Here is a 14,550-nt window from a genome sequence, read left to right as displayed (position 1 = left end):
CCATGGGTGAAGGATCGAGATCTGTCCGTCCCAGCACTGCTGGTCACGGTGACGTTGTGGGCGACAGCGTTCGTCGGGATCCGCGCGGCCTCGGACAGCTTCTCGCCGGGCGCCTTGACCCTGGGCCGGCTGCAGGTGGGCGCGGTGGCGCTGCTCCTGGTGGCCCGGCCGCGCCTGTCCACGATGCCGCACGGACGCACGCTCGGCCTGGTCGTGCTCTACGGCGTCACCTGGTTCGGCCTCTACAACATCGCGTTGAACGCCGCCGAGCGCGATCTCGACGCCGGGACGACCGCGCTGATCGTCAACATCGGGCCGATCGGGATCGCGGTGCTGGCCGGTGTGCTGTTCCGGGAAGGATTTCCCCGACCCCTCGTGATCGGCATGACGGTCGCCTTCGCGGGGGTGGCGCTGATCGCGGTCGCGTCCCGGTCCGACTCCTCGGCAGTGGAGTCCGCGAGCACGACCGGAGTGATCCTGTGCCTGGTCGCGGCGATCTGCTACGCGGTCGGGGCCGTGGCGCAGAAGCCGACGCTGAGCGTGCTGAGCTCCTCGACGGCGGTGTGGCTGGGGTGCGTGGTGGGCGCGGTCGTGTGCCTGCCGTTCGCTCCCACGCTGTGGCGCGAGCTGGGCGACGCTCCCGGTGACGACATCGTCTGGCTGGTCTACCTCGGCGTGTTTCCCACGGCCATCGGATTCACCACCTGGGCGTATGCCATCAAGCGGCTCAGCACCGGTCAGGTCGCATCGTCGACCTACCTGGTGCCGGTGATCACCATCGCGATCTCGTGGATCGTGCTCGATGAGGTCCCCGCCGCGCTGGCCTACGTGGGTGGTGCCCTGTGCCTGGCCGGGGTGGCGATCACGCGTCTGCGTCCGCGAGCGGCTCGTCAACCGCAGCCCTGACGCCGGTCCGATCAGCAGCTCGATCTCATGCGGGGTCGATCCGGCTGAACAGGTGCTCGTACTCGACCACGATGTCGTCGCCGTCGACATCGATGACGGCCTCGAAGCCGGCAGCCGTGCCGAGGTCGACATATCGGACGCGCTGCGGGCCCAACCGTTCGTAGCGCTGGCGGGACCGCACGACGGTCATGGTGACGGCGTCGAGGTGGCAGGTGTCGAGCGTCAGCGCCGAGCCGGCGGACGGATCGAGCCGCCGGATGGCGAACGTGTTGCACAGCGGCGTGACCGACAGGTCCGGCTCCTCGGCACCGTCGAGGTCGGGGCGCGGCTCGCCGTCCACCAGCCAGCCGCGGTGGGTCCGCCGCAGCGCGAGGCGCTGCTCGCCGGCGGGTCCTCGCTTGAGGACCTCCACCGTCTGGACGCTCCAGTCGGCATCCAGCAGCCACTGGTGCTCGAGGCAGAACCCGCCGTCCTCGACGCACACGACTGTCGACTGCGCGCTCACCCCGTCGGCCGACGTGCGCAGCTCGAGTCGCTCCAGCCCGGGCAGGTCGGTGCGACGCCAGAAGATCGCCGAGTCCATGTCTCACCTTCTCCCCGAGCGACGAGGTGCGCAAGCGCCCCTCTCGTCGCACGATGGAGACATGAAGGTCGGAGATCGCGTCAGCTGGGACTCGCCGCAGGGCCGTACCCAGGGAAGGATCGTCGAGCGAAAGACCAAGGACTTCCAGCTCGACGGTCGTCAGTGGAAGGCGTCGGAGGACGGGCCCAAGTTCGTCGTCGAGAGCGAGAAGACCGGCGCCAAGGCGGCCCACGAGCCGTCGGCGCTCAGCCAGCTCAAGAACTGACTCGTCACGCGTTCTCCGTGACTCGTCGGCGGGCCTACGTGACTCGTCACGCGTTCTCCGTGACTCGTCAGCGGGCCTACTAGCCGACGAGGTCGGTGACCAGGTCGCGCAGGATGCCGAAGCCGCCGCGCGTCAGGATCGACTCGGCGTGGAACTGCACGCCGCGGTAGTGCGGGCCGGCGATGAGGTGGACGTCGCCCGTGTCGGGATCGGTCTGCACCGTCACACCGTCCGGCAGCCCAGCGACGGGCTCGCGGGCCACGAAGGTGTTGTAGAAGCCCACCGTCTCGGTGCGATCGAGCACCGGCAGGGTGCTCTGCGTGCCCTGGAAGACGATGTCCTTGAACACGACGTCGAGCCCCAGCTGCAGGCACAGCGTCTGGTGACCCAGGCACACCGCGAGGAACGGTTGCCCCGTGTCGAGCAGCGAGCGCACCGCCTGGTGCATGACGGCCATCTTCGGGTCGTCGACGTCGCGAGGATCTCCGGGGCCCGGCCCCACCACCACGAGGTCATAGCCCTCGAGCGAGCCCGGGACGTACGCGGCGTGGCGCACCACGTCGGTGCTCATCCCCAGCACCCCGAGCACGTGGGACAGCATGTTGACGAAGTCGTCCTCGCCGTCGAGGATCACGGCGCGCTGGCCGACCAGGGACGGCACCGGCGCAGCGCCGGACTGGTCGCTGAGCCAGAACTGGCTGAGACGTCGGTTGCGCTCCGCCAGGGCGATCAGCACCTCGTCCTCGCGGGTCACGGCGTCGAAGCCCTCGGGCGGGACGGTGGCACCCTCCACCAGTCCGAAGGCGCTGAGGATGCCGCTGGCCTTGGCCCACGTCTCGGCGGTCTCGTACGCGGCGTCGGAGTCGCGCACCAGGGTCGCTCCGGCGGTGACCGCGATATTGCCGTCGAGATCGATGTCGGCGGTGCGGATCAGGATGGGCGCATCGACCTTGGGAGCCCCGTGGCCGTCGCGGCCGATCAGCGCCGCGATCGAGGCGTAGTAGCCGCGGCCCACCGGTTCGTACTGCTCGATCAGCCGGCAGGCGTTCTCGACCGGGCTACCGGTGACGGTGGCAGCGAACATCGAGTCGCGCAGCACGGCCCGCACGTCGCGATCGGTGCGGCCGGCCAGCAGGTACTCGGTGTGCACCAGGTGGGTCATCGGCTTGAGGTACGGCCCCAGCACCATGCCGCCCTCGTGGCAGATGTCACACATCATCTTGAGCTCTTCGTCCACGACCATGAAGAGCTCGTAGATCTCCTTCTCGTCGGCGAGGAACTCCAGCAACGCCTCCTTGCGGGCCGCGTGGGTCTCGAGACCGCGCACGCGGAAGGTGCCGCTGATGGGGTTCATCCGCACCTGGCCGGCCTCGACGCTGACGTGGCGCTCCGGGCTGGCGCCGATGAGATAACGGTCACCGGTGAAGATGCAGAAGGTCCAGAAGGCGCCACGCTCGCGCTCCAGCAGGCGGCGGAACACCGTCAGCGCCTTGTCGTGGTCCCAGTCGGCGACCCGAGCCCGGTAGGTGCGGCCGATGACGAGGTTGGCTCCCTCGCCAGTGCCGATCTCCTCATCGATGATCTGGCGGGCGACGGCCGCGTACTCGGCGTCGGAGGTCTCGAAGCCGCCGCGGTCGATGAACTCGACGGGCGCCTCGGGCAGGTGGTCCAGCACGTCGGTCAACGGGATCTCGACGCACATCTCGGCGGTGATCACCGACAACGGGGTGCCGTCCTGATGGGCCCGGAATCCCCGCTCACGTGCCTGCGCGAACGGCACCAGCACGAGGCTGTCCCAACCGGGGCCGTCGGCGCGGTCCGACAGCGCGATGTCGGCCAGGTTCTCCACGTCGTGGCGCTCGCCGCCCAGCAGGGTGACGGTGTCACCGTCGCCGACGCGGATCAGGGCGAAGGCGGGTCGGGTGAGCAGATCAGCGATCTGATCGGTTGGCCGGTTCATCGTGACGAGCGAGTGCTGAAGCGGCCGACCATGGCAGGAGCGTAGCGCAGGGTCACGACGCTCTTGTCCGCGTGGTATCACCGCGATACCATGGAGACATGAGCATGACACTGCGGCTGACCGACGAGCAGGATGCTGCCCTGGTGATCTTGGCCCAGGCACAAGGCATCAGCAAGAATGAGGCGGCTGCCCGCGCTATTGTCGAGCAGGCTCAGGCTGACGTCCGTCGCGACGAGGTTCGCCGCATGACGGCCGACGTCGTCCAACGGTATGGCCCGTTGCTCGACCGACTCGCCGAATGATCGACTACCTGACGCTTCAGGACCTGTTGACGATTGCCGAGAAGTACCACCTCCTGCCGGTTCGCGATCTCGGCCTGCTCGACTCTGCGGCGCACCGGCCCCTCACCAGTCTCTTCGGCGATGATGCCTACCCCGAGCTCACCGAGAAGGCTGCGGTCCTCCTCGAATCGCTGGTGCGGAACCACCCCCTGATAGACGGGAACAAGAGGCTCGGGTGGATCGCCACGGTCATCTTTCTCGAGCGCAACTCGATGCGGGTGGAGGCCGAGTTCGACGCCGCGTACGACCTCGTCATCGCGGTGGCGACCGGGGTGATGGACTACCACGAGTCCGCTGCCAGACTGGCCGCATGGACATCGACGTCGACCTGATCCGCCGCGACCTCGCGCAGCTTGTCAGCATCCCCAGCACCGGCGGATCCGACTCCGAGGTGTGGGTCCAGCGATGGGCCGCGGCGACCCTCGCGGGCGTCGGGCTCGAGGTCGATCACTGGCGCCTCGACCTCGACGAGCTGCGCGCCCGACCGGACTTTCCCGGTGAGGAGGTCGACCGCGAGGAGGCCTGGGGCTGCGTCGGCGTCTCCGGGCCCGGCCGGCCGGCCCTGGTGCTCAACGGGCACCTCGACGTCGTGCCTCCCGGGGAGCCCGAGGACTGGACCAACTCCGATCCCTGGCACGTGCGCGAGCAGGACGACCGCTGGTACGGCCGGGGCGCCTGCGACATGAAGGGTGGGGTGGCCGCGATCGTCGCAGCGGCCCGCGCTGTCGCCGACCACGAGCTGGCCCGGCCGTTCGCCGTGCACACCGTGATCGGCGAGGAGGACGGCGGCATCGGCTCCTTCGCGACCCTGCTGCGCGGGCACACCGGCGACGCGTGCATCATCGCCGAACCCACCGGTGGCCGCATCGTCACGGCCAACTCCGGCTCCCTGACCTTCCGGATCGAGGTCGGCGGTCAGTCCACCCACGGCTCGATGCCACAGCGCGGACACAGCGCGATCCTGGCCTTCGACCACGTCCACCGCGCCCTGCTGGACTTCAGCGCCCGCCGCAACGCCAAGCCACCCGCCCCGTTCGACGCCGATCCGTGGCCGCTCAGCGTCGGCATCGTCCAGGCCGGGGACTGGGCCAGCACCGTGCCCGATCGGTTGTTCGCCGAGGGGCGGTACGGCGTCATGCCCGGCGAGTCCTTCGACGACGCCCAGTCGTCCTTCGAGGCGGCCGTCGGCCGGGCGGCAGCCACTCATCCGTGGCTGCGTGACCACCCGCCCACCGTCACCTGGCCGGGCGGGCGCTTCCTGGCCGGGCACTTGCCCGACGGCGACGCATTCGGCGACCAGGTCAGCGGCATCGTGGCCGCCACCGGAACCGGCGCGACGGTCATGGCCGGGGCCCCGTACGGCTCCGACCTGCGCCAGTACGCGGCCGCCGACATCCCCACGCTGCAGTACGGCCCCGGCGAGATCGGCCAGGCCCACTCGATCGACGAGTCGGTCGCCATCGAGGACGTGGTGCGCTGCGCCGAGGTCTACGCCCGACTCATTCTTGATCGATGCGGGCCGCATCGGGACGCGCCCGATCACCGAGCGTCACGGGCGTGAAGTCGGCGACCTCGATGGTGCCGCCAGGCATGAAGCTGACCGGCTGCAGGCCCACCGGGCGCCCGTCCTCGAAGGTCACGATCGTCACCTGCGCCTCGCGTCGCAGCTTGCTGCCGAGCGCGAAGGCGTAGACGGCCCCGCCCGTCGAGGCGGTGGTCAACCGCGTCGTCACGGCGCCCTCGGGGGACACGACCTCCTCGGGCCCCACCTGCCGGTGCAGGTGACCGGACAGGACCAGGTCGACGCATCCGGACTCGGTCAGATCTCGCGCCGACGCGTGGCTATGCACGACGGCGACCGATGAGGGGTCCCCGGTGCACGCTGCTGCGGTCAACGCATCATCTTGGGACCTGATGGTCGCGATGTTGTCCGGTTCGTCGCCGCTGTACCCGGCCGTCAGCCCCGAGCTGCGCGGATCGTTGGCGCCGATGAAGTCGATGCCGCCGACCGTCTCGGCCTCGCCGTCGAGCACCGTGAACCCGAGGTCGTCCATCTGCTGCACCACCGAGGGGCCCGCGTCGTGGTTGCCGGCCACGGCCACCACGTCGAATCCCTCGAACTCACGAGCCAGGGAGTTGAGGCTGAACTCCTCCCAGGCGCCGCCGGTGGACGTGTCGTCGCCCAGATCGATCAGGAGGGAGGCGCCGGCCCGGTCCGCCACCGCACGCGCCACGGGATCCATGCCAATGTTGTCGTGCCGGTCGGTGACGACCAGGGCGGTCGTCTGGCCCTCCTCGGGCTGACGCACCTCGATCTCGGTCGCGGCCTCGGCCAGCTGGCCGTAGAACTCCAGCGACTCCCGGTACGTCGTGAGCGCGCCTTCGACCAGCGCACGGCCGCCGGAGGTCGATGCGCCCTCGGCGACCTGCAGATCACCGAGCAGCTCCCCGTCCGGCAGCTCGGGAAAGACCTCACGCACACCGGCCCAGGTGGTGTCGTCGGGACGCGGACGCTCCGGCAGGGACACCAGGAACACGGCGCCGACCACGGCCACCGCGACACCCAGAGCCGTCGCGGTGCGCGTCAGACCGGGCCGGCGCGCCGACAGCCGGATCTCTCGGCGACGTCGTGGTCCGACGGCTCGCCAGGCGAGCGTCGTCGTGATCGCGACGATCAGCGCGACCCCGAGTCCCCGCAGAGCCGCATCGCGTGCCATGTCGACGATCGCACCTCTCAGCGCGGCGATCTCGCCCTGGGGCTGGCTGGCGATCACCGCGTCACGGGCGATGAGCTGCTCCAAGTTGGTGATCTCGGACTCGCCGACCCGAATCTGCACGCCGATGCCGGCAGGCGCGTCGAGCGGCAGGCGCACCCGCGGCACGAGGGGTCCTGCGTCGAACTCCACGAACCCGTCGAGCGTCGGCGACACCGTGGTGCTGTGAGCACCGATCGGGACGATCCGCTCGCTGTCGAGGAAGGTCACCGCAGCGACCGGCGCTGCCACCGCGAGGGACAGGACGACCAGCGCGAGCACCTTGGCCAGCAGCTTGATCACGTGACGGGTTCCAGAGCCTGCCGCCAGCGGTCGGTCGCGCCGATCGTGCTCAGACGCTGCGTGGCGCGGGTCAGCACGACGTACAGGGTGCGCCACCCGGCCTCGGACTCGGCAACGATCGTGTCGGGCTCCACGACCACCACGGCGTCGAACTCCAGACCCTTGGTGTCGAGCCCGTCCAGCACCCGCACGCGCTGGTCGACGCCCGCGAGCGCGTCGACCACCGCACCCCGGTGCGACCGGGGCGTCACGACGGCGATGCTCCCGTCGACGACGCCCAGCATCGCCTCGACCTCGTCGATGACCGTCGTCGTGACCTGCTCGGCCGCCACGACGTGGTGCTCAGGCTCCGACCCGGAGCGCCGAACCGCGTCGGCCAGGTCGGCACCGGGGATGGCGTGGTGCGCGACCCGCGCCGCGAGGTCGTAGATCTCGGCGGAGTTGCGGTAGTTGGTCGAGAGCCGGAACACGTGCTCGGGCTTGCCCTCCAGCGCAGCGGTTCGCGCCGAGGCGGCCTCGGCCGGGTACGGCCACGAGGACTGAGCCGGGTCCCCCACGATGGTCCAGCTGGCCCACCGACCACGGCGCCCGACCATGCGCCACTGCATCGGAGAAAGATCCTGGGCCTCGTCGACCAGCACGTGGGCGTACCCGTCGTCGTCGATGCTCGTGCTGGAGCGCTGCCGCCCGTCACGATCCTCACGCTCCCGACGCTCGAAGCTCATCAGCTGCTTGGGGTCGTCGTCGCGCTCGTCGTCGTCGGTGGGGGCCTCGCCGATCAGGTACCGCAGCTCGTCGATGAGCGGGACGTCCTCGATGCTCACCTCACCGCTGGCCCACGACGCGACGAGAGCCGCCTTCTCCTCGGCGCTGAAACCACCGCCGAACCGCTCCAGGACCTGGGGCAGCTGACGCCACACCTCGACGGCGTCGACGATCGGCCACCACTGCTCGACGAAGTCGACGAACCGGTCGTCCGACCCCAGCCGGTCGGCGAACGCCTCCTCACCCTTCTCCAGGGCACGCTCGCCGGCCGCCTGGGACCACAGGGCACTGGCCACGGCCGACGGCACGCGGCTGTAGACCCGGTTGCGGGTGCCGCCGGACAGCAGCTGGCGACGCAGGCGCTCGAGCGCCGCCTCGTCGAGCTCGAGGACGTCGTCGTTGTAGAAGTAGCGGAATCGGGTGGGCGCGCCGGGCGGGCCGGACGTGGCGGCGCGCGACATCAGCTTGATCATGCGGGCCGAGCCCTTGGCGGTGGCGGCGACCGGTTCGTCGTGGTGCCCCGACCGGACTCCGTCGACCAGCGCTCCGACGGACCGCAGCGTCACGCTGGTCTCGCCCAGGCTGGGCAGGACCCGCTCGATGTAGTCCATGAAGACGCCCGACGGCCCGAGCACGAGGACCCCGCCGGACTCGAAGCGGCGGCGGTCCGAGTACAGCAGGAACGCCGCACGATGCAGGGCCACGACGGTCTTGCCGGTTCCCGGGCCACCACCGATCGTGGTCACCCCGCGGATCGGGGCACGGATGGCCTCGTCCTGCTCCTTCTGGATCGTGGCGACGACCGAGTGCATCGTCTCGTCGCGTGCCCGGCTGAGGCTGGCCAGCAGCGCACCCTCACCGATCACCGCCAGCCCTTCGGGCGCGTGGTCGGCGTCGAGCAGATCGTCCTCGACACCGATCACCTGGGTTCCGCGGCATCGCAGCACCCGACGTCGCACCACACCGACGGGCTCCTGGGCGGTGGCCCGGTAGAACAGGGAGGCAGCCGGGGCGCGCCAGTCGACCAGCAGGATCTCGCGCTCCGCGTCGCGCACACCGATGCGTCCGATGTAGCGCGAGTCGCCGTCGATCATCGTCAGGCGTCCGAACACCAGCCCGTCGTGGGCCGCGTTCAGCGCCGTCAGGCGACGAGTTGCCTGGAACACCATGGCGTCGCGCTCGACGAGGGCACCCTCGTTGCCGATGGTGCCACGCGACATGCCTTCGGTGACCAACGAACGGGCCACCTGCGCGGAGGCCTCGAGGCGCTCGTGCACCGTGTCGACATAGGCCTGCTCAGCGGCGATCTCCGCCTGCTCGACATCTGACGAAACCACCGTGCTCCTTCGTCCCGAGGCCGCGCTGTGAGGGGCCTGTGAGGCACCGGCTCGGGGAAGGACCAGTGTAGGTGCTGGGTGCGCAACGGCTCGACATGCCCGGCGGTTCGGGAGCCGCAGAACACCGATTTCTCCACCGGTCCGGGCGGCGAACCCCGCGGGGCGATACCGTCATCTGATCAGGATGTCCCGTCTCGTCGACCGGGCATCACCATTCGCTCGAGGCAGGAGGTGACCCTGAGATGAGCCCGGTCATCTATCGCCCCTCCAGGTCGGGGCCCGACCGCGATCGCGGCGGACCCCCACGCGTGCCCATCGCGGGCCCCGGCATCCCCACGGCTGCGACCTTCGTCGAGGACCGGACGCCCGAGGGCGGGACACCCCAGGGCGGGGCACGCGAGCCCGTCTCGACGCGCCGCCCCACCAAGCAACGGCGACGCCGGAGGATCCTGGGCCGCCAGGGCGAGCCCCCGGTCACGGTGGCCGAGCCCGAGTCGACGGCCGCCCCCGAGCCCACCGTCAGCCCGCGCCAGCGCCGCCGCCGCGGGCGAGGTGTCACGATGTCGCCCCCTCCGGTGGGCCCCGGGGACCAGCTCGGCGACGCCGCCGAAGCGCCCGAAGAGGTGCAGGCGAATCCTGCGGCCGACGCGGACGCCGAACGGATGGTCGCGCTCGGCGGACGTGTCAGGAGCACCCGCCTGCGGGGTCTGCGCGGCATGACCGTGAGCGTGATCGACGAGACCGACACCGTCGTGGCCGAGACGCTCACCGGCCGACGCGGAGAGTTCGTCATCGCCGACCTCCCGCCGGGCACCTACCGCGTGGGCGCCCGCGACGCCGTCGACGGCGACTTCAGCGAGGGCTGGTACGGATCGGTCGCTGCCGCTGGGGCCACGGCACTTCACGTCGACGACCACACCAGCGCTCCGACCATCGACCTGACCCTCACGGCGCGGGTCGGCATCAATGCCGACGTCACGGTCGCCGACGATCAGGCCACCATCGACATCGCCGTCATCGACCGGACGACAGGCCTGCCTGCGGTCGGCGAGGTCACGGTCAGCACCGAGCACTTCCGCACGGCGTTGCCGCTGACCGACGGCCGCACCCAGATCACCGTGCTGGGCTCGTCCGCCGCAGACGGTCACCCGCTGGTGGCGCGGGTTCGGATCCAGTACCCCGGCGCCGAGCACAGCGCCCCCACCAGCCGGACCCTTCGCCTGCGCTGACCGCGGCTCCGCCAGCGGGTCAGCCCTTGCGGCGTTCGAGGAATGCGCGCATCGCGGTCCGGGCCTCGTCACTGCCGAAGAGCTCGGCCGACTGGGCAGCGAGGGTGTCCCCGAGGGCGTCGATGCGTGCCACGAGATCGTGGTTGAGCAGCCGCTTGGTCTCGCGCAGTCCCTGCGGATGTCCCAGCGCGAGGTCGGCCAGCACCGCGTCGATCTCGGTCTGGAGATCATCGTCGGGCACGACCCGGGTGATGAGGCCGGCGGCGGCCGCCTCGGAGGCGTCGAAGGTGCGACCGGTGAGGAACAGGTCGGCGGCAGCACGTGAGGAGAACCGCGGGATGAGGCTCGCGCTGATCACGGCGGGAGCCAGTGCCAGTCGCACCTCGGTGAGCGCAAAGGTCACCGACTGCGCCGCCACCACGATGTCGGCAGCACCGACGATGCCCAGCCCACCGGCGCGCACCGGCCCGCCCAGCTCGACGACCACCGGGGTCGCTGCGGCGGCGATCTGACGCTGCAGGTCGATCAGCGCCTTCGCTCCCGTCTCCATGCCTCCCTCGGCCGCCTCGGCGAGATCGGCGCCGGAGCAGAAGACCCGACCCGCAGACCTGATCAGCACGACCCGCACCGCCTCATCGTCCTCGGCCGCGGACAGGTGATCGGTCAGCTCGGTGACCAGCTGCCTGCTCAGCGCATTGCGATTGCGCTCGCTGTCCAGCGTGATGGTGCCGACGCCGTCGGCGACGGAAAAACGGACCAACTCAATCATGCGGGACCTCTCGGGTTCAGGTGGTGACCATGGGCGGCCGGAGGCCGCCAGACGGTCTGCGGTGAGCTCTGCGAGCCGCAGAGTGAGCGCGAGGAACGAGCGCGGGCCGGCTATCAATAAGACTTGGGCAGACCCAGCGAGTACTGGGCCACGAAGTTGAGCACCATCTCGCGGCTCACCGGAGCGATCCGCGACAGGCGCGAGCCCGCCAGCATCTGGACCAGACCGTACTCGTTGGCCAGGCCGTTGCCGCCGTGCGTCTGGATGGCGCGGTCGACGGCGGTGCAGACGGCCTCGCCAGCGGCATACTTGGCCATGTTGGCCGCCTCGGCGGCAGCCATCACGTCGCCGGCGGCGTATAGCGCGGCCGCCTTCTGGGTCATCAGGCGAGCCATCTCGATCTCGATGTAGCTCTGCGCCAGCGGGTGCGCGATGGCCTGGTGGGCGCCGATCGGGGTCTTCCAGACCTGCCGCTCCTTGGCGTACTCAGCAGCCTTGGCCAGCGCGAGACGGGCCGTGCCGAGCGCGAACGAAGCGCCCATGATGCGTTCGGGGTTGAGACCGGCGAACAGCTGCTCGATGCCGGCGTCCTCGCTGCCGATGAGGGCGTCGGCGGGCACGCGCACGTCGTCGAAGAACAGCGTGAACTGCTTCTCCGGGGACACGATGCCCATGTCGATCTCGTTGTAGGTGAAGCCCTCGGAGTCCGTGGGCACCAGGAACAGGGCCGGCTTGAGGTTGCCGGTCTTCTGATCGGCAGTGCGCGAGACCACCAGCACGTGGCTGGCCTCGTCGACGCCCGAGATGTAGTACTTGGTGCCGTTGAGCACCCAGTCGTCGCCATCGCGTGCGGCCGTCGTGGTGATCTTGTGCGAGTTCGACCCGGCGTCCGGCTCGGTGATGGAGAAGGCGAAGGTCGACGTGCCGTCGGCGAGGCCGGGCAGCAGCGACTTCTTCTGCGCGTCGGTGCCGTACTGCGCGATGATCGTGCCGACGATCGCCGGTGAGACCACCATCAGCAGCAGCGGGCTGCCGGCGGCTGCGAGCTCCTCACAGACTGCGGCGAGGTCGCCGATGTCGCCACCACCGCCGCCGAACTCCTCGGGGACGGCCACGCCGAGGTAGCCGAGCTTGCCGGCCTCGGCCCACAGCTCGGTGGTCTTGCGGCCCTCGGCGGCGGCCTTCTCGAAGTAGTCGCGGCCGTACTTGGCGCCGAGCGCGGCGACGGCCTTGCGCAGCTCCTGGCGCTCCCGCGTCTCGGTGAAGGCAACGGTGGTGTCGGTCATGACTGATCCTCTTCCCATTCGATGATTGCGGAGTCGATGACGGCAAGAACCGCCCCCGATTCGACCTGGGCGCCCGAAGTGACGTCCAGCTGGGCGACGACTCCATCGGTCGGCGCGGTGATGGTGTGCTGCATCTTCATGGCCTCGAGCACGACGATGACGTCGCCCTTGCTGACCGTCTGGCCCTCGGTGACCGCGACATCGACCACCGCGGCCGGCATCGGCGCGAGCAGCGAGCCCTCGGCCACGACATCGGCCGGGTCGACGAAATCTGGCACCGGCACGAACGAGAACGACCCGTCGGGTCCGTCGACGTCCACGGCAGCGCCGGACCCGGGCGAATCAGATGCGTGCCCGACAGTGACGTCGAAGCGTTCGATCACCCCGTCGTCGTCGAGCACCACGAGGTTCGGCGACGTCGAGACCGTGGCGAGCCGCTCGACCTGCGACTGGACCAGTCGTCCTCCGACACCGGAGTACTCGACCGCGATCTGCGGCTCGTAGGTCCGCACGCGCGGCTGGCTCGGCACGTTGCGGAAGGCCGGCGGGATCCGCCTCAGGACCCGAGCCTGCGTCGATGCGGTCTCGGCCTCGGCGAGCGCTGCCGCGAGGGCCGCCTTGCGCAGGGCTCGATCGTCGACCGCTGGGGCTGTCCACTCGGCCAGACGCTGGTCCAGCAGAGCGGTGCTGAGCCGTTCGGCGACGAAGTCGTCGTCGGCCAGGATCGCCAGCAGCAGGTCGCGGTTGACGGTGAGGCCATGGATGCGGGAGCGGCGCAGCGCGGCTGACAACCGGCGGATCGCGTCTCGACGATCCGAGCCGTGGGCGATGATCTTGGCCACCATCGCGTCGTAGTGGATCCCGACGGTCGACCCGGTCTCGACGGCGGAGTCGACCCGGATGCCAGCGGTCAGCGGCACGTCGAAGGTCCGCAGCGTGCCGGTCTGTGGAGCCCAGTCGTCGGCGGGATCCTCGGCGTAGAGCCGCACCTCGACGGCGTGGCCGCGTGGTCCGGTCGGCTCCGCTCCGAGCTCCTCACCCTCGGCGACCGCGATCTGCGCGGCCACCAGGTCGACGCCGAACACCTCCTCGGTGACGGGGTGCTCGACCTGCAGGCGGGTGTTCATCTCCAGGAAGAAAAACCGATCATCATCGACGAGGAACTCCACCGTGCCGGCGCCCAGGTATCCGACCGCGATGGCGGCGGCCCGGGCCGCGTCGTGCAGCGCGGTGCGCGTGGCGTCGGCAAGGTTCGGCGCGGGCGCCTCCTCCACCACCTTCTGGTGGCGGCGCTGGATCGAGCAGTCACGGTCACCGACCACCCACACGGTGCCGTGGGAGTCGGCCATGACCTGCACCTCGACGTGTCGGGCGCCCGGCAGGTACGGCTCGACGAACACGGTCTCGTCGCCGAAGGTGGAGCGAGCCTCGGCACTGGCCGCGGTCATCTCGGCGGCGAGATCGGCGGGATCGGTGACGACGCGCATGCCACGGCCGCCGCCTCCTGCGGACGCCTTGACCAGCAGAGGGCCAAACTTCTCGAAAATGGCGCTCAGGTTCGCCGAGGTCGGGTCGACGCTCAGGATCGGCACGCCTGCGGCCACCATCAGCTCCTTGGCACGGATCTTGCTGCCCATCTGGTCGATCGTGTCGGGGTTCGGCCCGATCCACGTCAGACCCGCGTCGATGACCTGTCGGGCGAAGCCGGCGTTCTCGGACAGGAAGCCGTAGCCGGGGTGGATCGCGTCGGCGCCGGCCCTCTGCGCTGCGGCGATCACCAGATCGCCGCGCAGGTAGGTGTCGGCGGGTGAGTTGCCGGCGAGTCGTACGGCACGGTCGGCCTCGCGCACGAACGGCGCGTCGGCATCGGCGTCGGAGTGGACCGCGACGGTCGACAGACCCAGGTCCCGGCACGTGCGAAACACCCGCCGCGCGATCTCCCCGCGATTGGCCACCAGCACTGACGTGATCATCGAGACCCTCCTTCGAAAGTGAGCATGGGCCGAGCGAGCGAAGCGAGCGACGGCAGGCGCCCGTGCGAAGCACGGCAGCG

Annotated in this window: 13 protein-coding genes; 6 read left to right on the top strand and 7 right to left on the bottom strand. The window is 70.2% G+C overall.

Annotated features, from left to right (window positions below):
- The first annotated feature begins 6 nt into the window (after window positions 1–6).
- Window positions 7–906 carry a DMT family transporter gene (locus tag ACHAA3_RS07875; protein WP_435708427.1) on the top strand — a complete coding sequence of 300 codons (900 nt, stop codon included), beginning with the start codon at window positions 7–9 and terminating at the stop codon, window positions 904–906.
- A gap of 25 nt (window positions 907–931) precedes the next feature.
- On the opposite strand, the gene ACHAA3_RS07870 is transcribed toward ACHAA3_RS07875, so the two are convergent.
- Window positions 932–1,489: a putative glycolipid-binding domain-containing protein gene (locus ACHAA3_RS07870; protein WP_435708426.1), complete on the bottom strand. Its 558-nt coding sequence runs from the start codon at window positions 1,487–1,489 to the stop codon at window positions 932–934.
- A gap of 61 nt (window positions 1,490–1,550) precedes the next feature.
- Here ACHAA3_RS07870 and ACHAA3_RS07865 point away from each other — a divergent pair, with 61 nt between their 5' ends.
- The gene (locus ACHAA3_RS07865; protein ID WP_435708425.1) at window positions 1,551–1,754 is read left to right on the top strand and encodes a DUF2945 domain-containing protein; all 204 of its coding nucleotides are present in this window, start codon (window positions 1,551–1,553) and stop codon (window positions 1,752–1,754) included.
- A 79-nt stretch (window positions 1,755–1,833) separates the two neighbouring features.
- Here ACHAA3_RS07865 and ACHAA3_RS07860 read toward each other — a convergent pair whose 3' ends face one another.
- The gene (locus ACHAA3_RS07860; RefSeq protein ID WP_435708424.1) at window positions 1,834–3,714 is read right to left on the bottom strand and encodes an anthranilate synthase family protein; all 1,881 of its coding nucleotides are present in this window, start codon (window positions 3,712–3,714) and stop codon (window positions 1,834–1,836) included.
- A 98-nt stretch (window positions 3,715–3,812) separates the two neighbouring features.
- On the opposite strand from ACHAA3_RS07860, the gene ACHAA3_RS07855 reads away from it, so the two are divergent.
- Genes ACHAA3_RS07855 through ACHAA3_RS07845 form a run of 3 tightly spaced genes read left to right on the top strand, consistent with a single transcriptional unit; the run spans window position 3,813 to window position 5,616 of the window.
- Window positions 3,813–4,016, top strand: coding sequence for a CopG family transcriptional regulator (locus tag ACHAA3_RS07855; protein WP_435708423.1), 204 nt, complete (start codon window positions 3,813–3,815; stop codon window positions 4,014–4,016).
- A complete protein-coding gene (locus tag ACHAA3_RS07850) occupies window positions 4,013–4,387 on the top strand; it encodes a type II toxin-antitoxin system death-on-curing family toxin (protein WP_435708422.1) in 375 nt (124 codons plus the stop codon). The genes ACHAA3_RS07855 and ACHAA3_RS07850 overlap by 4 nt, the downstream gene beginning before the upstream one ends.
- Entirely contained in the window at window positions 4,366–5,616 is a 1,251-nt protein-coding gene (locus ACHAA3_RS07845; RefSeq protein ID WP_435708420.1) for an ArgE/DapE family deacylase, read from the top strand. Before ACHAA3_RS07850 ends, ACHAA3_RS07845 begins: the two co-directional genes overlap by 22 nt.
- On the opposite strand, the gene ACHAA3_RS07840 is transcribed toward ACHAA3_RS07845, so the two are convergent.
- Together ACHAA3_RS07840 and ACHAA3_RS07835 are read right to left on the bottom strand one after the other, a co-directional pair.
- Complete coding sequence (locus tag ACHAA3_RS07840; RefSeq protein ID WP_435708419.1) at window positions 5,555–7,111, bottom strand: metallophosphoesterase family protein; 1,557 nt, start codon at window positions 7,109–7,111, stop codon at window positions 5,555–5,557. The two genes, ACHAA3_RS07845 and ACHAA3_RS07840, sit on opposite strands and share 62 nt — an antisense overlap.
- Window positions 7,108–9,213 (bottom strand): HelD family protein, encoded by a 2,106-nt coding sequence (locus ACHAA3_RS07835; RefSeq protein WP_435708418.1) that lies wholly within the window; start codon window positions 9,211–9,213, stop codon window positions 7,108–7,110. The genes ACHAA3_RS07840 and ACHAA3_RS07835 overlap by 4 nt, the downstream gene beginning before the upstream one ends.
- A gap of 242 nt (window positions 9,214–9,455) precedes the next feature.
- Between ACHAA3_RS07835 and ACHAA3_RS07830 the strand changes: the two genes are divergently transcribed.
- The gene (locus tag ACHAA3_RS07830; RefSeq protein WP_435708417.1) at window positions 9,456–10,442 is read left to right on the top strand and encodes a carboxypeptidase-like regulatory domain-containing protein; all 987 of its coding nucleotides are present in this window, start codon (window positions 9,456–9,458) and stop codon (window positions 10,440–10,442) included.
- 19 nt (window positions 10,443–10,461) lie between these two features.
- Here the strand turns inward: ACHAA3_RS07830 and ACHAA3_RS07825 are convergent, their stop codons facing one another.
- From ACHAA3_RS07825 to ACHAA3_RS07815, 3 genes are all read right to left on the bottom strand, one after another.
- Window positions 10,462–11,211: an enoyl-CoA hydratase-related protein gene (locus ACHAA3_RS07825; RefSeq protein ID WP_435708416.1), complete on the bottom strand. Its 750-nt coding sequence runs from the start codon at window positions 11,209–11,211 to the stop codon at window positions 10,462–10,464.
- Window positions 11,212–11,324: 113 nt separating this feature from the next.
- Complete coding sequence (locus tag ACHAA3_RS07820) at window positions 11,325–12,497, bottom strand: acyl-CoA dehydrogenase family protein (protein ID WP_435708415.1); 1,173 nt, start codon at window positions 12,495–12,497, stop codon at window positions 11,325–11,327.
- Window positions 12,494–14,470 (bottom strand): biotin carboxylase N-terminal domain-containing protein, encoded by a 1,977-nt coding sequence (locus tag ACHAA3_RS07815; protein WP_435708414.1) that lies wholly within the window; start codon window positions 14,468–14,470, stop codon window positions 12,494–12,496. The genes ACHAA3_RS07820 and ACHAA3_RS07815 overlap by 4 nt, the downstream gene beginning before the upstream one ends.
- Between the last annotated feature and the right edge of the window lie 80 nt (window positions 14,471–14,550).

Source organism: Aeromicrobium sp. CF3.5 (genome assembly GCF_051262695.1).
GTDB lineage: Bacteria > Actinomycetota > Actinomycetes > Propionibacteriales > Nocardioidaceae > Aeromicrobium.
Note: the sequence above shows the minus strand (reverse complement) of the source record. Positions and strands in the feature narration are given on the sequence as shown.

Excerpts from the sequence above, each read along its gene's own strand:
- ACHAA3_RS07870 (WP_435708426.1), bottom strand. The coding sequence starts at position 1,489 with ATGGACTCGGCGATCTTCTGGCGTCGCACCGACCTGCCCGGGCTGGAG.
- ACHAA3_RS07865 (WP_435708425.1), top strand. The coding sequence starts at position 1,551 with ATGAAGGTCGGAGATCGCGTCAGCTGGGACTCGCCGCAGGGCCGTACC.
- ACHAA3_RS07860 (WP_435708424.1), bottom strand. The coding sequence starts at position 3,714 with ATGAACCGGCCAACCGATCAGATCGCTGATCTGCTCACCCGACCCGCC.
- ACHAA3_RS07855 (WP_435708423.1), top strand. The coding sequence starts at position 3,813 with ATGAGCATGACACTGCGGCTGACCGACGAGCAGGATGCTGCCCTGGTG.
- ACHAA3_RS07850 (WP_435708422.1), top strand. The coding sequence starts at position 4,013 with ATGATCGACTACCTGACGCTTCAGGACCTGTTGACGATTGCCGAGAAG.
- ACHAA3_RS07845 (WP_435708420.1), top strand. The coding sequence starts at position 4,366 with ATGGACATCGACGTCGACCTGATCCGCCGCGACCTCGCGCAGCTTGTC.
- ACHAA3_RS07830 (WP_435708417.1), top strand. The coding sequence starts at position 9,456 with ATGAGCCCGGTCATCTATCGCCCCTCCAGGTCGGGGCCCGACCGCGAT.
- ACHAA3_RS07825 (WP_435708416.1), bottom strand. The coding sequence starts at position 11,211 with ATGATTGAGTTGGTCCGTTTTTCCGTCGCCGACGGCGTCGGCACCATC.
- ACHAA3_RS07820 (WP_435708415.1), bottom strand. The coding sequence starts at position 12,497 with ATGACCGACACCACCGTTGCCTTCACCGAGACGCGGGAGCGCCAGGAG.
- ACHAA3_RS07815 (WP_435708414.1), bottom strand. The coding sequence starts at position 14,470 with ATGATCACGTCAGTGCTGGTGGCCAATCGCGGGGAGATCGCGCGGCGG.